13 protein-coding genes, 1 tRNA gene and 1 rRNA gene are annotated in these 19,421 nt (G+C 64.8%); 12 read left to right on the plus strand and 3 right to left on the minus strand.

What is annotated here, in order from left to right; translation table 11 throughout:
- Window positions 1–8 precede the first annotated feature (8 nt).
- Complete coding sequence (gene dapC, locus BSTEL_RS03455) at window positions 9–1,181, plus strand: succinyldiaminopimelate transaminase (RefSeq protein ID WP_034527171.1); 1,173 nt, start codon at window positions 9–11, stop codon at window positions 1,179–1,181.
- Window positions 1,182–1,204: 23 nt separating this feature from the next.
- Here the strand turns inward: dapC and dinB are convergent, their stop codons facing one another.
- Together dinB and BSTEL_RS03465 are read right to left on the minus strand one after the other, a co-directional pair.
- Window positions 1,205–2,497: a DNA polymerase IV gene (gene dinB, locus BSTEL_RS03460; RefSeq protein WP_034527173.1), complete on the minus strand. Its 1,293-nt coding sequence runs from the start codon at window positions 2,495–2,497 to the stop codon at window positions 1,205–1,207.
- Window positions 2,498–3,888: 1,391 nt separating this feature from the next.
- Window positions 3,889–3,976: transfer RNA gene (locus BSTEL_RS03465), tRNA-Ser, on the minus strand.
- A 412-nt stretch (window positions 3,977–4,388) separates the two neighbouring features.
- On the opposite strand from BSTEL_RS03465, the gene BSTEL_RS03470 reads away from it, so the two are divergent.
- The 7 genes from BSTEL_RS03470 (at window position 4,389) to rpsI (ending at window position 11,656) form a co-directional block, all read left to right on the plus strand.
- A complete protein-coding gene (locus tag BSTEL_RS03470; protein WP_034527175.1) occupies window positions 4,389–5,777 on the plus strand; it encodes a CapA family protein in 1,389 nt (462 codons plus the stop codon).
- A 156-nt stretch (window positions 5,778–5,933) separates the two neighbouring features.
- The gene (locus BSTEL_RS03475) at window positions 5,934–6,911 is read left to right on the plus strand and encodes an NAD(P)-dependent oxidoreductase (protein WP_051922822.1); all 978 of its coding nucleotides are present in this window, start codon (window positions 5,934–5,936) and stop codon (window positions 6,909–6,911) included.
- Entirely contained in the window at window positions 6,911–7,552 is a 642-nt protein-coding gene (locus tag BSTEL_RS03480; protein WP_034527177.1) for an IMPACT family protein, read from the plus strand. The genes BSTEL_RS03475 and BSTEL_RS03480 overlap by 1 nt, the downstream gene beginning before the upstream one ends.
- 13 nt (window positions 7,553–7,565) lie before the next feature.
- Window positions 7,566–8,180: an AbrB family transcriptional regulator gene (locus BSTEL_RS03485; protein ID WP_051922819.1), complete on the plus strand. Its 615-nt coding sequence runs from the start codon at window positions 7,566–7,568 to the stop codon at window positions 8,178–8,180.
- 68 nt (window positions 8,181–8,248) lie between these two features.
- Entirely contained in the window at window positions 8,249–10,414 is a 2,166-nt protein-coding gene (malQ, locus tag BSTEL_RS03490) for a 4-alpha-glucanotransferase (protein WP_034527181.1), read from the plus strand.
- A 280-nt stretch (window positions 10,415–10,694) separates the two neighbouring features.
- Window positions 10,695–11,144, plus strand: coding sequence for a 50S ribosomal protein L13 (rplM, locus tag BSTEL_RS03495; RefSeq protein WP_034527184.1), 450 nt, complete (start codon window positions 10,695–10,697; stop codon window positions 11,142–11,144).
- A gap of 20 nt (window positions 11,145–11,164) precedes the next feature.
- Window positions 11,165–11,656, plus strand: coding sequence for a 30S ribosomal protein S9 (gene rpsI / locus BSTEL_RS03500; protein ID WP_034527187.1), 492 nt, complete (start codon window positions 11,165–11,167; stop codon window positions 11,654–11,656).
- Window positions 11,657–11,784: 128 nt separating this feature from the next.
- Here rpsI and glgX read toward each other — a convergent pair whose 3' ends face one another.
- A complete protein-coding gene (glgX, locus tag BSTEL_RS03505; RefSeq protein ID WP_051922820.1) occupies window positions 11,785–14,502 on the minus strand; it encodes a glycogen debranching protein GlgX in 2,718 nt (905 codons plus the stop codon).
- A gap of 338 nt (window positions 14,503–14,840) precedes the next feature.
- Between glgX and BSTEL_RS03510 the strand changes: the two genes are divergently transcribed.
- The 4 genes from BSTEL_RS03510 to BSTEL_RS03525 all read left to right on the plus strand — a co-directional run.
- Complete coding sequence (locus BSTEL_RS03510) at window positions 14,841–15,845, plus strand: zinc-dependent alcohol dehydrogenase family protein (RefSeq protein ID WP_034527189.1); 1,005 nt, start codon at window positions 14,841–14,843, stop codon at window positions 15,843–15,845.
- Between the two features lie 182 nt (window positions 15,846–16,027).
- A complete protein-coding gene (locus tag BSTEL_RS03515) occupies window positions 16,028–17,335 on the plus strand; it encodes an MFS transporter (RefSeq protein ID WP_034527192.1) in 1,308 nt (435 codons plus the stop codon).
- A gap of 127 nt (window positions 17,336–17,462) precedes the next feature.
- The gene (locus tag BSTEL_RS03520) at window positions 17,463–17,864 is read left to right on the plus strand and encodes a VOC family protein (RefSeq protein WP_034527195.1); all 402 of its coding nucleotides are present in this window, start codon (window positions 17,463–17,465) and stop codon (window positions 17,862–17,864) included.
- Between the two features lie 691 nt (window positions 17,865–18,555).
- Window positions 18,556–19,421: ribosomal RNA gene (locus BSTEL_RS03525) — 16S ribosomal RNA — on the plus strand; the annotation flags it as partial.

Raw genomic sequence — 19,421 nt, forward strand, 5'->3', positions numbered from 1 at the left:
ACCGCGGTATGGGCTTCCACACCTACTCCTCGCCGTACGACTGGTCGCGCATCGCCGGCTACAAGACCACCGCGAAGTCGGTCGACGGCGGCATGATCGACCTGTCCGTCGGCTCGCCGGTCGACCCGGTGCCCGCCAGCGTGCGCGACGCGCTCGCCGCCGCATCGGACGCGGCGAACGCGCACGGCTATCCGGCGACCATCGGCACGCGCGACCTGCGCGACGCGATCGACGGCTGGTTCCGGCACCTGCGCGGCGTGGACCTGAAGGCCGTCAACGCGGCCGTCGTGCCCACCGTCGGATCGAAGGAGGGCGTCGCGCTGATGGCGTCGCTGCTGCACCTCGGCCCGGGCGACGTGGTCGTCCAGCCGAAGGTCTCCTATCCGACGTACGAGATCGGCACGCAGCTGGCCGGCGCGACCGTGCTCAAGGTCGACGACGTCGCCGACGTGGACTCGTGGAGAAACGTGCCGGGCGTGAAGGCCGTGTGGGTGAACTCGCCGTGCAATCCGTCCGGCGACGTGCTCGGCGCCGACTGGCTCGCCGGCATCGTCGCGGCGGCGCGCGCGATCGGCGCGGTCGTCCTGTCCGACGAATGTTATGCGCTGATGGACTGGCGTTCGAGCCGTGGGGCCGCCGACTCCAACGAGCCCGCCTCGGCGGACGCGTTCAGCCTTTCCGCCACGCCGTGCGCGCTGAGCCCGCAGGTGTGCGAGGGCAGCGCCGACGGTATCCTCGTGCTGTACTCGCTGTCCAAGCAGAGCAATATGGCCGGCTACCGCACCGCGCTCATCGCCGGCGACTACCGTCTCGTCACCGAGATGGCCGAGTACCGCAAGCAGATCGGCGAGATCATCCCCGGACCCGTCCAGGCCGCGATGGCCGCGGGCCTGCGCGACGTCGAAGCGGTGCGCGTGCAATGGCAGCGCTACCGCACGCGCCTGTCGAAGCTCGTCGCCGCGCTGCGCGCGTACGGGTACGACGCGGCGATGCCCGACGGCGCGCTCTACGTGTGGGTGAAGGCCAAGTCCGGCGACTGCTGGACGGATATGGCCGATCTCGCGAAGCTCGGCATCATCGCCAGCCCCGGCGAATTCTACGGAGCCCCCGCCTATCTGCGCATCTCCGCCACCGCCACCGACGAGGCGATCGAAGCCGCCTGCGCCCGCCTCGCCGCCTGATATCGCTCGGCCCCTCCGGTTTTTCACGCGCCGAACCGCGCCGCGCCTTTCCCGAACTTCCGACGCACCTCATCCAACGCGCTTTCGGCGCGGCGCCGCCGGTCCGAGGCGGTGCTCGCGTCGGCGCTCGTCGCCTCCTCGATCATGTCGTCCAATGACGGCTGCACGGCGGTCGTGGCGGCGGCCTCCAACCCGCTCGCGCTCATCCCCGCCAACCGGATGAGCTTCGGCAGCGGCACGTCGGGGGAGACGCCGTCGCTCCGCGTGCCGTCGCCGGTCATCCCCAGCATTTCGTGCAGCAGTCGCACGCACGTCGGATACAATGCGCCCGCCGTGTCCACCGGGCGTTCCAGCGTCCGCGACTTCGTCCGGTAGCTCAAATCGGCGAACCGCAGCTTCACCGTCACCGTGCGCGCCACGAACCCCTTGCGTCGCAACGTGCCCGCCACCTCGTCGCACGCCTCGCGCAACAGACGGCACACGACACGCTGATCGGTGGTGTCCTTGAGCAGCGTCTCCTCCGAGCCGACCGACTTCTCCTCACGCACCGGCGTGACCGGGCGCTCGTCGATGCCGCGCGCCGCCCGCCACAATCCGCGTGCCGCTGCGGCCGATCCGGTCGCCTGCTCCAGCGCCTGCGGACTCATCGCCGCCAGATCGGCCACCGACCCCACACCCCACGCGTTGAGCCGTTTTTCCAACGACGGGCCGATGCCGGGGATGCCGCGCAACGGCATCATCTGCACGAATTGGGCGGACCGGGCGGCGGGGATGAGCAGCATGCCGTTCGGTTTCGCGTTCGTCGACGCCATCTTCGCGACGAGCTTGTTCGCCGCGACGCCCACCGAACAGGTCACGTGGAAGCAGCGCTCCACTTCGGCACGGATCCATGCGCCGATCGCCGTCGGGCGTTTCCATGCGAGCAGCGCGCCGGAGACATCCATGTAGCCCTCGTCCACCGACACCTGCTCGACCCGGTCGGTCACGGCGTGGAACACCTCGGTCATGATCCGGCGCGACACCGCACGGTAGTAGCGCATGTCCACGGGCAGGAACACGCCATCCGGGCACAATTGCCGCGCACGGGCGGACGGCATCGCCGAATTGATGCCGTAGCGGCGGGCCTCATAGCTGGCCGCGGACACCACGGAACGCGGCCCCGTGCCGATGATCACCGGCCTGCCTGTGAGCTCCGGGTGCCGCGCCACCTCAAGCGAGGCGTAGAACGCGTCCATGTCGATGTGCAGCACCGTGCATCCGGTCTCGTCATGCCCCCAATCGCGTTTCGCGGCGGCCAGTCTCGGTGCGGTGCTCATACCGCCATTCTACGGTCGTGCGTGGCGGGCCGGGCTGCCACGCCCCGGGGCGTCGCCATCGGGTGAAGCGTGATTATCGGCGTGTCGTGGAGGAAGGGGCAAACCGTTTGCGGTGTTGTTGCGTGTGGTGTTATTGCGCATATTGTTTGCGGGGCCGGTTCTGTGTTGATGCGCACCTCCGACAGGCGCGAACGCGGACGTTCCAATTGATTGCGGGGGCGGCCCTGTTCTGATGTGCACCGTACCGAGTTCCGCTGGTCATCGCATGGGGGGGGGTGACGGTTTCGGGGACGCCCGGCATGGGTTTCGTCGTCGGTTCCGCGCCAAATGCGTCGTTTCCGTGCCGTATTCGGCGTGGAAACGACTCGGAGGGCTGTGTTGGCATCGTATGCGTGCCAACCATGGCACGGAACCGACGCTAAGTTGGCCGTCAGCGTCGTTTCTGTGCCAGCGGTGGCGTGGAGCTGACGTTGGGGCGGCTGTCAGCGTCGTTTCTGCGCCAACCTCGGTGCGGAGCCGACGTTAGGGCTGTCATCAGCATCGGTTTTGTGCCAATGATGGCACGCAAACGACGCATATGGGTGGCCAATAGCCACTGGAATCCGGAGGTTTCGTCGTTCTTGCCCGCCTCCGTGCCCGACTTCGTGGTGGGGCCACCCTCAGCCGGACTTTCGTCCGGCAGCTCCCGCCGGCAGGAGCTGGGTAATGGGCAATGAGGCGCCCTACGTGTCAAGGATGAAGAGCCGGTTAACCGGTAACAATGAATCCGGTCGGGAACGTACCGGTCTCCTTACCGGTTTGTACCCTACCCCATTGCCACCTTGATTACCGCCCAACGCCCCCACCCCCCATATCCACGCGCCGATACGCACCAACGCACGAGAATGGTCGGCGAGCGCGGCGACACCGTGAAACGGAATCTAAAACACCACAAAAGTACCCATATCCCCGCGAAACCCTTCGTGGGCGTACGTTCCTGACGGTATTAATCGTCTTCACCGTCACGAACGTACACTGACGATTACTCAGCGTACGTTCGTGACGACAGCCGGGAAAAATACCGTCGATACCGTACGCGTTTAGGCAGAGGAGGTGTGCCGTTGGGGTGTGGTGGAGATAGCCGTACCCGTATGACGATCCCGTCATACGAAAGCCGATCATTCTAACAGGTCTAAGACAACACCACGTTTGGTTCCTATAGGCCGATTCCGTTACCCCACTGTGTACCCCATTACCACCCTATTTACCACCTAACGCGCCCCATATCCACGCGCCGTTACGCACCATCGCGCGAACGGCCGGCGAGCGCGCCAACGGCCCGGAACCGTTGCAATGCCGCCGTTTTCGGCATGAAAAAAGGGATTCACGTGAACCCGTGAATCCCTGTATCGCGGAGTGAGGGGGATTCGAACCCCCGAGCCGCTCAAAGCAGCTAACACCTTAGCAGGGTGCCCCTTTCGGCCACTCAGGCATCACTCCACATTGTGCCATGAACACAACAGCATGAAACTATACACCATTCCCCGGATATGACCCGCCGTATTCGCAAAATCCCCCAATATACGTGTGATACCGCATACGACGCCGCGTGTCGTGTGCGGCCGATGCAGTAGCTCCTCGATGGTCCGGGGAATCTTCCTCCGGCACCGTCGCCATGCCCAGACATCGCAGTGCATGTCACATAGACGGAGCCGGAGGTACGCCGTTGTCCGTCCGTCTCCTGCGGGTCATTTTAGTCCAAGCGTTTTCGCGACACCCGGCCCATGAAACAAAACGGCGCGACAACATACCTCGGCGGTATCCTCGAAGGCAAGGGCAAGAACAAGTGCAAGTGCAGGCGCAACAGCAGGCGCAAAAGCAAAGCACAGGGAAGACAGGGAGGCCACAGGCCATGAAGCACATCAACGGGGAGGGCCGTCACGCATCGGCGAGTACGGCCGCGTCGAGGGGTCCGTCGCGCACGCTGATCGCGGGAATCGTCGCACTGGTCGCATTGCTGGCGATCGCGCTCGGCGTGGGCGCGTGGGCGGCATCCACGGGCAGGCTTGGTTTCGGCGCGGGCGCGAACGGCACTGGCACCGCGGCCACCGCCGATGGTTCCGCGCTCGACAAGACGAAGACCGCCCCCAAACCCGTCGCCGAGCATCACGGCAACTCCCCGGACTGCCCGGACACGGACTGCATCTCGATGCTCGTCAACGGCGACCTGCTGTTCCATGAGGGTCTGTGGGAGCATTTCGCCGGCTCGAACACGGCCGCCACCGACGGCACCGCGTTCAACTTCGACCCGTTGTTCGCACCGATGAAGAAGTACATCCAGGCCTCCGACATCGCCGTCTGCGAGTTCGAGACGCCGATCGCCCCGCGCGGCGGCCCCTACTCCGCCTACCCGATCTTCAACATCCCGCCTGAGGTGGCGGACGCCGCCAAGCATGTCGGCTACAACGCGTGCACGCACGCGACCAACCATTCGTGGGATCAGGGCGCGGACGGCATCGCCCGCCTGTGGGACACGCTCGAATCGGAGGGCATCGCGCAGACCGGCTCGTACAAGACCGAGGCGGATTCCGTCAAACCGCTCGTCATCGATTCGCCGACCGGCGGCGGCAAGCTGGGCCTCGTCACCGGCACCGTGTCGCTCAACGGCATGACCGCCGACCAGGACTGGCAGGTGGACCGTCTGCGCGAGAGCGGCGACCCGCATCATGATTCCGACATCCAGCGCGCGGTCGACAAGGCGAACAAGGCGCGCGAGGAGGGGGCCGACGTGGTCGCCATCTCCATGCACTCGGTGCAGGAGTATCTCGACGACGCGGATTCCTGGCAGGTGTCCGAGGCGCATGAGCTGGCGGACACGGGCGCGTTCGACGTGATCTACGGCGCCGGATGCCATTGCGTGCAGCCGATCGAGCACTACAACAACACGTGGATCATCTACGGCACCGGCAACGCGGTCACCGTCACCTCGTACATCCCCGGCAACGAGGTGAACAACCAGGGCATGACGGCGCGCATCCAGTTCGCCGGCAAGAAGGGCGTCAAAGGGTCGTGGCGCGTGAACCGCATCGACTGGCTGCCCACCGCGAACATGCGCCAGGGCCAGTACGTGTGGTGTCCGATCTCCTCCGACCATCCGGACGGCACCTGCTGGAACGACGCGGAGGACGCGAAACAGCGCCAGCGCATCTCCGACGTGATCTACAAGATGGGCGCCGATCCGAACGTCGTGCGCGAATGGAACATCACCGCCGAGCAACAGGCGAAACAGGCGAACCAGTGACGTCGCGACCGTGCCGCCCGCGCTAAGGTAGGCTCCATGACCATGCCGCACACGTCATCCACCACGCCATCCACCGCATCGCCGTCCACGCCGCATACGCCATCGCCGATCATCCTCGACACGCAGCCGGAACGCACCGACCTGCCGCTCGTCGTCATGCCCGCCGTGCTCGCCTCGATGATCGCGCCGCTCTCCGCGCAATTGGAGCGTCTGCACGACGTCGCCCGCGTGCGCATGTACGGCGACTTCACCGAGGACGAGGACCTGATCGCCGAGCGCACGGCCGGCGCGAGCATCATGCTCAACGGCGGCCCGCACATCTCCGACGCGCTGCTGCGGCGCCTCAGCGCGAACGGGCTCAAGTGCATCGTGTTCTCCGGCACCGGCGTCGCCAGCTACATCGATCTGGCGCTCGCCCGCGACCTCGGCATGCGCATCTGCAACGCCGTCCACTACGGTGACGCCGCCGTGGCCGAGCACACGTTCGCGCTCTTGTTCGAGCTCACGCGGCACGTCGGCGCGCTCGACGCGGGCATCAAGGCGGGCGGCTGGTCCGGTCCGTTCGCGGACGGCATGCAGCTCGCCGGCCGCCGTCTCGGCATCATCGGCCTCGGCGGCATCGGCGGCGCCGTCGCGCGGATCGCGCGGGCGCTCGATATGGACGTGTCCGCATGGTGGACCGGTCACACGCCGGTCGACCGGTTCACGCGCTACGGCGTCACGCCGGTCGACGACCTCGGCGCGCTCATCGCCGCCTCGGATGTCGTCACCGTCCACCTGCCGCTCATCGACGGCGTGACGCGCGGCATCATCACCGCCGACCATCTCGCGCGCCTCAAGCCCGGCGCATTGTTCGTCAACACGGCGCGCGCCGAGGTCATCGCGCCCGGCGCGCTCGCGGCGAGACTCGCGCGCGGCGACGTCCACGCGGCGCTCGACGTGTTCGACAAGGAGCCGCTGCCCGCCGACGACCCGTTGCGCGCGATGGACAACGTGATCCTCACACCGCACGTCGCGTGGCGCACCGACGGCGCGTTCGCCGACCTCACCCGGCAGATGGCGGATGCCACGCTCGCCTACCTCGACGGCCGCGACGTGAACGTCATCGTCTCCGAGCACGATCGCGAGGCGTGATGCGGACGATCCTCGACCCTACCGACCAGCCCGCGCACGACGCGTTCGTCGAGAAGAAATCCGAGTTCATCGGCGACGCCGCGCACGTCGCGACGCTCGACGAGGCGCTCGCCTTCGTCGAGCGAATCCGCGAACAACATCCGAAATCCCGCCACGTCGCCTACGCGGCCGTCTGCGGCGGCGCCGACGGCCGCGTGGCGGAACGCATGAGCGACGACGGCGAGCCGTCCGGCACCGCCGGCAAGCCGATCCTCGACGTGATCCGCGCGAACGATCTCACGGACTGCGTGGTCGCCGTGACGCGGTATTTCGGCGGCATCCTGCTCGGTTCCGGCGGACTCATCCGCGCGTATTCGACCGGCGCGTCGATCGCCGTGAAGGCGGCGCGGCAGGCGGCGATCGTGCCGTGCCGGCGCTACCTCGTCGCATTGCAGTACCCGCAGCTCAAACGGTTCCAGCAGATCCTCGCCTCCGTGCACGGCACGCAGTCCGACGAGACGTACGCGGCCGACGTGACGCTCGTCGCGTCGCTGCCGGTCGACGACGCGCCGCGATTCGAGGACCTCGTGCGCGAGACGTTCAACGCGACCGTCACGCCGGAGCCGATCGACGTGGTGAACCGCGCGGTCGCGCAGGACTGACGCCCGCGGTAGGCTGGGGCGCATGAGCGACACCGATTTCGAGCCGTTGACCGTCACCTACGAGCATCTGCGCCACAGCGAGGATTCCGCCGAGCTGTCCGAATTCGCGCGGCGCGAACTGCCCGACCGCGCCGACCAGGCCGCGTTCTCGCGCGCCACCGCACTGCTCGAAGCGGTCGGCGGCAACGCGCACACGCCGGTCGAGGACCGCATCTTCCTCGCCGAGACGATGCCGTTCCCGAACGTGCTCGTCAAGCTCGCCGCCGACCCGGAACCTGACGTGCGCAAGGCCGTCGCCGGCAACGAAAGCGACAAGAACTGGCTGGTCGGCCGGCTCACCAAGGATCAGGTACCTGAAGTGCGCGACACGGCGCTGCGCAACGGCAAGACCTCGTGGAAGATGCGACTCGAAGGCGCGCAGAACCCCGAGGTGGACGCGGCCACACTCGCGTTCCTTGCGACGCTCGGCACCGAACTCGAGCCGAAGGCCCCCGCCGTGCTCTCCTCGATGGTGCGCCGTGCGGTTGCGCTTAACCCGAACACCACGCCCGAGACGCTGGCCAAGCTCGCCGACGACCCATCCGCCGAAGTGCGTCACGCGGTCGCGAAGCGTCGCGCGCGCGAGTAGTGTACGACAGCGTCCACGGAAACCCCACGTGTCGGCGTTTTCTCCACACCGGCGTTACACTGGGAGGCATGACTGAGAGAACGGAAAGTGCAGAGCGGCTCGCCCGTCCGCTGATTCGACTGGCCAAGCTGGTGGGCATCGGAACCAGCTATGTGGGGATGAGCGACGACTACCACGAGATCGAGGACGATGTTCTGGTGGATCTGCTCGCCGCGCTGGGCATCGACGCCTCCGGGGACGAGGCGATCCGAGGCTCCATCAAGCACATCCGCGACGCGCGTCGCAGCCGTCTCGTGCCGCCGACCGTGCTGCACACGGTCGGCGAGGAGTCGCGCGTGCTCGTCAACGGCGGCGTGTTCGACCTGCCGAAGGCGACCATCACGCTCGAAGGCGGCAAGGACTACGGCAAGCCGCTCGCCTACGGCCCCGGCGACGGCTCGAAGGCCTACGTGCTCAACGACCGGTTCATCACCACGTCGTCGGTCGTCATTCCCGCCGACCTGCCGGCCGGCTATCACACGCTGCATGTCACGGTGGGCAATCGTACGCAGGACGCCACGCTGATCAGCGCGCCGGCGCGTGTCGAACTGCTCGACGAGATGAAGAGCGGCCACCTGTGGGGATGGATGGCGCAGCTGTACTCCATCCGCTCCGGCAACTCGTGGGGCGTGGGTGATTTCCAGGATCTCGCCGACCTGCTCAAGGACGCGAAGAAGCACACGGGCGCCGACTTCACGCTCATCAACCCGGTGCATGCCGCCGAGCCGGTCTCCCCGCTGACGCCGTCGCCGTATCTGCCGATCTCCCGCGGCCTCGTCAACTTCACGTACATCCGCCCCGAGGCTATCGAGGAGTACCAGCTGCTCGGCAAGGAGAGCCTCGCGCAGGTCGAGGAGCTGCACGCCTCCGTCGAACCGCTCAACGGCGACGCGCAGGTCGTGGACCGCGATTCGATGTGGCGCGCGAAGATGCACGCCCTGTGGATCATCTTCAAGCTCGGCCGCTCCCCGGAGCGCCAGAAGGCGTTCGCCGACTTCTGCCAGGAGGCCGGCGACGATCTCGAAGGCTACGCCACCTGGTGCCTGTGCTACGACAAGTGGGGTGCGCCGACCCGCGAACTGGGCAACTGGGAGCAGAAGTACACCAAGGATTCCCCTGAGATTCAGGCGCTCAAGCAGCAGTTCCCGGACACGCTCAACTTCTACCGCTGGCTCGAATGGATCGCCACCGAGCAGCTCGACCGCGCACAGCGCGAGGCCCGCGAGGCCGGCATGCGCATCGGCCTCATGGCCGACATGGCCGTGGGCGTGCACGCGCTCGGCTCCGAAGTATGGTGGCATCCGGAGAACTTCGCGAAGGGCGCGACCGTCGGCGCCCCGCCGGACATGTTCAACCAACAGGGTCAGGATTGGAGCCAGCCGCCGCTGAGCCCGATCGCCCTGGAGAACACCGGCTACGCCCCCTACCGCAACCTCGTGCACAACATGTTCGCCCATGCTGGCGCGGTGCGCATCGACCACATCCTCGGCCTGTTCCGCCTGTGGTGGGTACCGGCCGGCCGCAAGCCGGTGGACGGCGCCTACGTGCACTACGACTCCGAGACCATGCTCGGCATCCTCGCGCTTGAGGCGTCCCGTGCCGGCGGCGTGGTCGTCGGCGAGGATCTGGGCGTGGTGCCCGACTATGTGGCCGATTCGCTGTCCAAGCACGGTCTGCTCGGATGCGCGGTCGAATGGTTCGAGCAGCGTGACGGCCGGTTCCGCGCGCCCGCCGACTGGCGTCCGTACGCGCTCGCCTCGGTCAACACGCATGATCTGCCGCCGGCGGCCGGCTACCTCGAACTGGAGCATGTCGAGCTGCGCGAGCGCCTCGGTCTGCTCGACGGTCCCAAGGAGGACTTCGAGCGCGCCGCGATGAACGAGCAGAACGCCATGCTGGAGATGCTCGTGCGCGAGAACTATCTCGACGCGGACTTCGCCGACCATCGCGAGGCCCATGAGCAGGACATCATCGAGTCGCAGTACCGTGCGCTCAAGGGCTCGCCGTGCAAGCTGCTCGCCGCCTCCATCACCGATGCGGTGGGGGAGAAGCGTGCGCAGAACCAGCCGGGCACCAACAACGAATACCCGAACTGGCGTATCCCGCTCGCCGATGCGAAGTGCGACGTGGTCCCGCTCGAAGGACTGTTCGAACGTGAGTCGGTGCAGCGTCTCTCTTCGATTATGAATGGATGACGACGGCGTACGCCGATGCGATGACCGGAGCCCCGCGCCTGCATGGTTGCGGGGCTCCGTCGTACCCGGCGACACGCCCGGGCCGATGTCAAGCCCGGCGATATACTAGTGGATTGTTGTGTTTCCCTAAGGGGTCCTTCAAAGCGCTTTCCCACTCGCCATCGAGGACTTTCAGGGAGCCCACGGATAAAGAGGTCTGAAGCTTGTCGGATGGCGCGCCCTAACCAAGCGCACGCCGATCAGCCGAAGCCCGGAACACAATAGTGAAAAGGTAGATACAGTGAAGACTTTCACTCCGAAGCCAGCTGATCTGACTCATGACTGGTACATCGTCGATGCCACCGACGTGGTGCTTGGCCGTCTCGCCTCCCAGGTTGCGACCCTGCTGCGCGGCAAGAACAAGCCGACCTACGCGCCCCACGCCGATTCCGGCAACTACGTTATCGTCATCAACGCCGACAAGATCGCGCTGACCGGTAACAAGCTGGGCAAGGAACTGTACTCGCACTCCGGTCGTCCCGGCGGCCTGCGTCGCGACAAGTACTCCGAGCTGCTGAAGAACAAGCCGGAGCGCATCATCACCTCCGCCGTCAAGGGCATGCTGCCGAAGAACCGTCTTGCCAAGGTGCAGCTCGGTCGTCTGCGCGTGTTCGCCGGCTCCGAGCATCCGCACGCCGGCCAGAACCCGCAGGTCTTCGAGATCCAGCAGGTTTCTCAGCAGGCTAAGTGAACCGAAGGGAGATAGAGAACATGGCTGAAAACACCAACAACTCCGCGGTTCAGGAAACCGAAGAGGAGCTCACCAGCTACACCACCGAGACCAACGCCGGCGCCGGCACCGGTACTTCCGCGATCGAGCCGGGCTACGGCACCGGCCGCCGCAAGGAAGCCGTCGCCCGTGTCCGCCTGATCCCGGGCTCCGGCAAGTGGACCATCAACGGCCGCACCCTGGAGGAGTACTTCCCCTCCAAGCTGCTGCAGCGTGAGGTCAACTCCCCGATCGTGCTCCTCAAGCTCGAGGGCAAGTTCGACGTCGTCGTCCTCGTCGACGGTGGCGGCACCACCGGCCAGGCCGGCGCCATCCGCCTCGGCGTGGCCCGTGCGCTGAACGCGATCGACCGCGACGCCAACCGTGCCGAGCTGAAGAAGGCCGGCTTCCTGACTCGCGACGCCCGCGTCGTCGAGCGCAAGAAGGCTGGTCTCCACAAGGCCCGTCGCGCCCCGCAGTTCTCCAAGCGTTGATTCGTTTGGGCTCTGCCCAACAACGAAGGAACCCCGTCACCGTTCATCCGGTGGCGGGGTTCCGTCGTTTTATGGTGGACGGCCATGGCGGGTCGGCCGTTTGCGCGGCCCACCCGCCTGTGCCGTGATCAGCTCAACTGTTTCATCAGCGTGATGCTGAGTGCCGGGAACGTCCACACGTTCGTATCGGTTTCGGCGCCGGTCGTCGCCTGTTCCGCCGCGGTGTCGACGGGGGAGGAGTGCTGCGGTTCCGACTGTTGCTGAGGTTCGGGCGTCGCTGCGTTCGGCGACGACGCGCCCGTCGAAGCGGAGTGGGACGCGGATTGCGCGGATTGCGAGGATTGCGCGTGCGCCCCTCTCGCACCGGTCGCGGCGGCCACGGCGTGCGCCGCCTGCTGGGGCGCCGGGGCATGACGGTGCAGCGCCCTCTCGGCTGCGGCGCGCGCCTCCGCACGGGCAATCGCGGCCATATCCGCGTCGAGCGCGTCGGAGAGCTGACGTGCGGTGGCGCCATCGGTCTCACCCTGCTGCATCCGTTCGACCAGATTATGAATCTGGCTGCTTTCGGGCACACTGACCGTCCACACGGTCTGTTGCCCCTCCAGCTTGAGGTTCTCGACGGTGGTGCCGTGACCGGGCATATGGCCGGTGCTTTCCGCCGAACACCATGCCGGTGTCCACGCGTTGTCGGCGGGCAGACGGAACTGACGATCCTCCGGAACGCCGTTGATGACGATGAGGATGTCGGTCTCGCTCGCATCGAGCAGCTGCATCGCGAAGCTGCGCTGCCCCAGGTCGAACCAGTCGCGTTCCATCGGCGTGGTCCCGTTCGGGAGGAACCATTGGATGCGGCTCGACGGCTTGAGCAATCCCAGCTGCGTGAGCCTGGTGAAGAAGCCCTCCTGATGGTACAGGTCGAGCGACTTGCGCAGCGCCACCAGTTTCGAGACGGTCTCCAACCGGTGCATATGCCAGCTTTTCTCCGGCTGGTACAGCCAATCCCATTTGAGATAGCTGATCGGGCTGTCCTGACAGTAGGCGTTGTTGTTGCCGTCCTGCGAGTTGCCGAATTCGTCGCCGGCGAGCATCATCGGCGTGCCGAGGCTGAGCAGCAGCGTGCCGAGCATGTTCATCGCCGCGCGTTCGCGTCGCGCCACGATCGTCACGTCATCGGTCTCGCCTTCCGTACCGAAGTTCGCGGAATGGTTGACGTTCGAGCCGTCGTTGTTGTTCTCGCCGTTCGCCTCGTTGTGCTTGTTCGCGTAGCGGGTGAGATCGGTGAGGGTGAACCCGTCATGGCAGGTGACGAAGTTGATCGACGAGGCGGCGCCGCGGCCCGGATCGGTGGCGAACAGGTCGGCCGATCCGCACAGGCGCGTCGCCATCTCCTGCATGCCGATACGGCCGACGCGTCCGCCGCTCTCCACGTCGGTGAGCCAGAACTGGCGCGACGTGTCGCGGAAACGGTCGTTCCACTCGGCGAACGGCACGGCGAACTGTCCGGTGCGCCATCCGAGATTGCCCAGATCCCACGGCTCCATGATGAGTTTGAGGTTGCCGAGCAGCAGGTCGGCGCGCAGCGCGTACAGGAACGGGTGATGCTGGGTGAACTCGCCGTTGAGGCGGGCGAGCGAGACGCCGAGGTCGAAGCGGAATCCGTCGATGCCGATGCGTTTCGCCCAGTAGCGCAACGAGTCGATGGCGAACGTGACGACGTGCGTGTTCGTGAAGTCGAACGTATTGCCGCAGCCGGTCGTGTCCTCCAGGCGGCCGATGTTGTTCTTCTGGCGCCGGTACGTGGAGATCGCGTCGAGTCCGCGCCAGCAGACCGTCGGTCCTTCCACGCCGCCTTCGCATGAATGGTTGTAGACCACGTCCATGATGACTTCGAAGCCCGCTTCGTGCAGGGCGCGCACCATGTCGATGACTTCCTGGCGCACCGCCTCCGCGCCGGCCTTCTGTGCGGCCTTCGTGGCGTAGGAGGGTTCGGGGGCGAAGAATCCGAGCGTGTTGTATCCCCAGTAGTTCACGCGGTCGCGTTCCTGGAGGAACACCTCCGGCTGTTTCGCCTGGATCGGCAGTAGCTCGATCGACGTGACGCCGAGCCCCTGCAGGTAGGCGAGCGTGGTCGGGTGGGCGAGACCGGCGTAGGTGCCGCGCATCTCCTCGGGCAGCCACGGCGCCTGCGCGGTGAATCCCTTGACGTGCAGCTCGTAGATGACGGTCTTGCTCCACGGGATGTGCGGATGATCGGGATCGTCGTCGTGCTTGGTCTTGTCGCGGTCGTCGATGGCGACGGACAGCGGCATGTGACCGAGCGAATCGACGGTGCTCATGTTGCCGAACGCGGAACCGTGGACGCGGTTGTCCACCACCTCGCATTCGTAGGAGAAGGCGGCGGGCGTCAGTTCCATCTTCCCGTCGATGCCCTTCGCGTACGGGTCGAGCAGCAGTTTGTACGGGTTGAAGCGCACGCCGTGGCGCGGATCCCATGCGCCGTCGACGCGGAAGCCGTAGCGCATGCCGCTCCACGCCTTCGGAATGTGTACGTACCACAGGCCGTAGTTGGGGCCCTGCATGCGGAACAGCGTCTCGCGCACGTAGAGATCCTCGAGGATGCGCATGCAGACGGGGAATTCGCGGATCTGATCGACGAACGGTACGTTCGGCACGTCGAACAGTCGGATGGCGTCCTGGTAGAACGCGGACGGATCGTCCAATGATTCGATGACGCTCAGCCACACCTGATCGGCGGTCTCGGACCGGACGACGACGTCCGCGCCGCCGTCCTCGGTGAAGTAGAAGCCGGGGCGGGTGGCGTAGCGATGCAGTGGTGGGTTTCTCATACACCCATTGTAGGCGTGTCTGGTTTTCACCGGGAACGCCGGTGGTTTCCTGTGCGGCCGCAGGTGCGGCAGCGGAGTCGATGGTGAGGTTGGTCATGAGAATGGCGACGTATGCGGCTGTGTGCGCGGTCTGTGGAATTGGCGGAATTCCAGGCGACACGCCGATTGCAATTGGTTTTAGAAAATGAATTTGCAAAACATGGGAAAAGAAGTTATAGTGTGTATCAACACCTCGCAGGGAACGCGGGGATGAACGAAACTTCAACACCGTCGGTGACGACGGAAGAACAACAACAAGCAAGGCCTTCGCAGTCGAAGGCGTGTAGAAAGGAATCATCATGAAGGCACTCGTGCTCACCGGCGTCAAGCAGTTCGAGATCCAGGACCTGCCCACCCCCGAGATCGCGCCGAACGAGGTGCTCATCAACACCGCCTACGCCGGCGTGTGCGGCACCGACCATGACCTGTATGCGGGCCGTCCGGGCTCCGCCGCCGCCGTACCGCCGATCGTCCTCGGCCATGAGAACTCCGGCATCGTCGAGGCCATCGGCTCCGAGGTCACCAACGTCAAGCCCGGCGATCGCGTCGCCGTCGACCCGAACATCTACTGCGGCCAGTGCGAGTTCTGCCTCACCCAGCGTCCGGAGCTGTGCGACCACCTGTCCGCCGTCGGCGTGACCCGCAACGGCGGTCTCGCCGAGCAGTTCACCGCCCCGGCCACCGTCGTCTACAAGCTGCCGGACAACGTCACTCTTAAGGACGCCGCCGCCATCGAGCCGATCTCCTGCGCCGTGCACGGCGTCGACCTGCTCAAGCTCAAGCCGTACCAGAAGGCCCTCGTCATCGGCGACGGCTTCATGGGCCAGCTGTTCGCCCAGATCGTGCAGGCCTACGGCGTGCACCAGGTCGACCTCGCCGGCATCTTCGACGAGAAGCTGCAGCGCAACCAGGAGCTGTTTGGTGTGAAGAACATCTACAACACCACCCGCGAGTCCATCCCCGAAGGCGCCTACGACGTGATCATCGAGGCCGTCGGCCTGCCTCAGACCCAGGCCCAGGCCGTCGCCGCCGCCAACAAGGGTGCCCAGGTGCTCATGTTCGGCGTCGGTCCGCAGGAGGCCCACTTCGAGATGAACACCTACGACATCTACAAGAAGCAGCTGACCATCCAGGGCTCCTTCATCAACCCGCTCACCTTCAAGGACGCGATCAGCCTGCTGGAATCCGGCAAGATGAACGTCGACCCGCTCATCAGCCACGAGCTCGAACTCGACGAGGTCCAGGACTTCCTCGACGGCAAGATCAAGGGTGTCTCCAAGGCCGTCGTCAAGCTCGCCCACTGATCCCTTACGCCTCGGCCCCCGCTGGCGGGGGCTCCTGGCGGAGCCGGGTGGGGTGGTTCGCCGCCCCGCTGCTCCGCATCACACAGACTTGGCCGCCGGTTTTCCCCTTTTTCCCGGCGGCCATTACACTGTTGCCGTAAGACGGCTCCTATTCGACAACGACGTTTATGTAGGGACTATCCATGATTCGCTTCTTTGAAAAGTTCGGCATTCCCCGCGTGCTGCTCCTCGGTTTCCTCGCCGTGGCCATCTTCATGACCGGCGACGGCTTCGAGCTCACCTTCCTGTCCAAGTACATGGTCGATCAGGGCTTTACCGCGGCGCAGGCGTCCGGCCTGGTCACCGTCTACGGTCTGTTCGCCGCACTCGGCGGTTGGACGGCCGGTGTGCTCGCCGAGATGTTCGGCGCTCGCCGCGTTATGATGTTCGGCGCCTGCTGGTGGATCGCCGTTCACCTGGTCTTCCTGGGACTCGCTTTGCCCAGCGGCATCTATCCGTTCATCCTCGCCGTCTACGCGGTGCGCGGCATCGGCTACCCGCTGTTCATCTACTCGTTCGTCGTGCTGATGGCGCAGTACATCACCCCCGCCCGTCTCGCCTCCGCCACCGGCTTCTTCTGGACCTGCTTCTCGCTGGGCATCGGCGTGTTCGGCGCGTATCTGCCGAGCTTCATCATGCCGCACTTCGGTGAGTACCGGACCTTCTGGTTCGCGCTGCCGTTCTCGATCGTCGGCACCATCATGTGCTTCCTGTTCGTGCCGAAGAACAAGGTCGTCAAGGGTGAGGGGCTGAGCACCAAGGAGAAGCTGAAGGAGCTCACCGACGGCGCCACCATCCTGTTCACCAACCGCAAGATCGCCATCTGCGCCATCATCCGCATCATCAACAACCTGCTGCTCTACGGCTTCCCGGTCATCATGCCGCTCTACCTGTGCACCACGAAGTACGGCGGCATCAACATCTTCAAGACCGAGGAGTGGATGCGCATCTGGGGCTTCGTGTTCGTCGTCACCCTGATCTTCAACACCTTCTGGGGTTGGTTCATGGACCGCTTCGGCTGGGTGTGGCCGATGCGCTGGTTCGGTTGCGGCGTGCTCGCCGTCGGCTCCGTCGCCTTCTACTACATCCCGCAGTGGTTCGGCGCGAACGCGCTGATGATGATCATCGCCTCCATCATCGTCGGCATCGGTACCTGCGCGTTCTCCTGCCTGCCGACCATCATGACGCTCGAAGCCCCCGGCAAGCAGGGTGCCGCACTCTCCGCCTACAACCTGGCTGCGGGACTCACCACGTTCGTCGGTCCCGGCATCGCCACGGTCCTGCTGCCGTCGATCGGCATCGAAGGCATCTGCTGGACGTACGCAGCCCTGTACGTGGTGGCGCTGCTGCTCACCTGCACCCTGCACCCGAAGCAGCCCGGCTTCGACGAGAAGGGCCACCGCATCAAGGAAACGAAGACCGAGACGGCGGAGTCTGCGATCGCGGCCTGATCGGCAACGAAATACCAATGATCGATCATTCGGGCGGCATGGCGTCGGCCGCGCCGCCCGAATGACGGATTATCCTGAACCTGTCGAGACAATCGAATCAACCATCACCATTCAAAGGAGAATCATCATGGCCAAGAAGATGACCGAATTCACCACCGACTTCCAGCACTCCGGCATGATCGCCAAGGACCTGGACGAGACCATCAAGTTCTACACCGAGACGCTCGGCTTCGAACTCGCCGGCCTGTTCCACAACGGTGAGAACCGTTGCGCCTTCCTGCGCTACGGCCACCTGACCATCGAGACCTGGGAGGGTGATCCGGCCCCGCTGACCACCGGTGCGATCAACCACTGGGCGTTCGACGTTCCGGATATCGAGGCCGCGTGGGAGAACGCGAAGGAACTCGGTCTGGAGATCAAGGAGGATGAGATTCAGTCCATTCCGAGCTTCTGGGACAAGGGCATCCGCTACTTCAACGTCTTCGGCCCGAACCGCGAGACCCTCGAATTCTGCGAGATCGTCAAGTAACCCGCTCCGCCTCTCCCATCCAACCAACAGTCTGCGCATGGCCGACGCGTTCATCCGCGTCGGCCATGCGCATTCGTGCCTATGGAACGGATTGTATCGCGTGGTGTTGTGGTGGTGTTGGTGGGTGGGCTGGTGTTTCCTCCCGCTGTCGCGTGGTGGTGTGTGGGTGTCGGTGGGTGGTCCGGTGGTGCGAGGTGGGTGTCGGTTGCTGGTTTGGTGGGTGGTGTTGTGGTTGGTGTGTGGTGTCCGTTTGTTTCCTCCCGCTGGCGGGAGGTGGCGCGTAGCGTCGGTGGGTGGTCTGTTTGGGTTGTTATTGTGTGTTTTCGACACGCCGGTGTTTTGGCTTGTTTTGGGGGTTTTTGGGGTGTTGTGTTGGTGTTGGTTTGCGTTGTGGTGGTTGGTGGTGTAAGTTGTTCTTTCGCTGCCGCTGAGCGGTCCGGTTGCCTTCTCTTGGTTGGTTTTCCGGGGTTGTTCGGTTGTGTGTGGTGGTTTGAGAACTCAAGAGTGTGTTGTACTACTTACTTCTTTATAGTCAATGATTGCCAGTCCGATGCCGGCTCCGGTTTTTCCGGAGTGCCCGAGGGGGTTTGAATGGTGTCGGGGTTTTTGTGCGAACCTCTTTCCTTATAAGGGGTTCCGTCTTTTTTCTTTTTTTGAGAGTCATTTGTTTGGTTCTCTTCATGAAGGTTTTTTTGTGGAGGGTTCGATTCTGGCTCAGGATGAACGCTGGCGGCGTGCTTAACACATGCAAGTCGAACGGGATCCTGCCAGCTTGCTGGTGGGTGAGAGTGGCGAACGGGTGAGTAATGCGTGACCGACCTGCCCCGTACTTCGGAATAGCTCCTGGAAACGGGTGGTAATGCCGGATGCTCCAGTTGATCGCATGGTCTTCTGGGAAAGGGTTTTACTGGTATGGGATGGGGTCGCGTCCTATCAGCTTGACGGTGGGGTGATGGCCTACCGTGGCTTCGACGGGTAGCCGGCCTGAGAGGGCGACCGGCCACATTGGGACTGAGATACGGCCCAGACTCCTACGGGAGGCAGCAGTGGGGAATATTGCACAATGGGCGCAAGCCTGATGCAGCGACGCCGCGTGCGGGATGACGGCCTTCGGGTTGTAAACCGCTTTTGGCAGGGAGCAAGGCGTTTTTTGGCGTTGAGTGTACCTGTGGAATAAGCACCGGCTAACTACGTGCCAGCAGCCGCGGTAATACGTAGGGTGCAAGCGTTATCCGGAATTATTGGGCGTAAAGGGCTCGTAGGCGGTTCGTCGCGTCCGGTGTGAAAGCCCATCGCTTAACGGTGGGTCTGCGCCGGGTACGGGCGGGCTGGAGTGCGGTAGGGGAGACTGGAATTCCCGGTGTAACGGTGGAATGTGTAGATATCGGGAGGAACACCAATGGCGAAGGCAGGTCTCTGGGCCGTTACTGACGCTGAGGAGCGAAAGCGTGGGGAGCGAACAGGATTAGATACCCTGGTAGTCCACGCCGTAAACGGTGGATGCTGGATGTGGGGCCCTTTCCACGGGTCCCGTGTCGGAGCCAACGCGTTAAGCAT

This window comes from Bifidobacterium stellenboschense, assembly GCF_000741785.1.
Lineage (GTDB): Bacteria > Actinomycetota > Actinomycetes > Actinomycetales > Bifidobacteriaceae > Bifidobacterium > Bifidobacterium stellenboschense.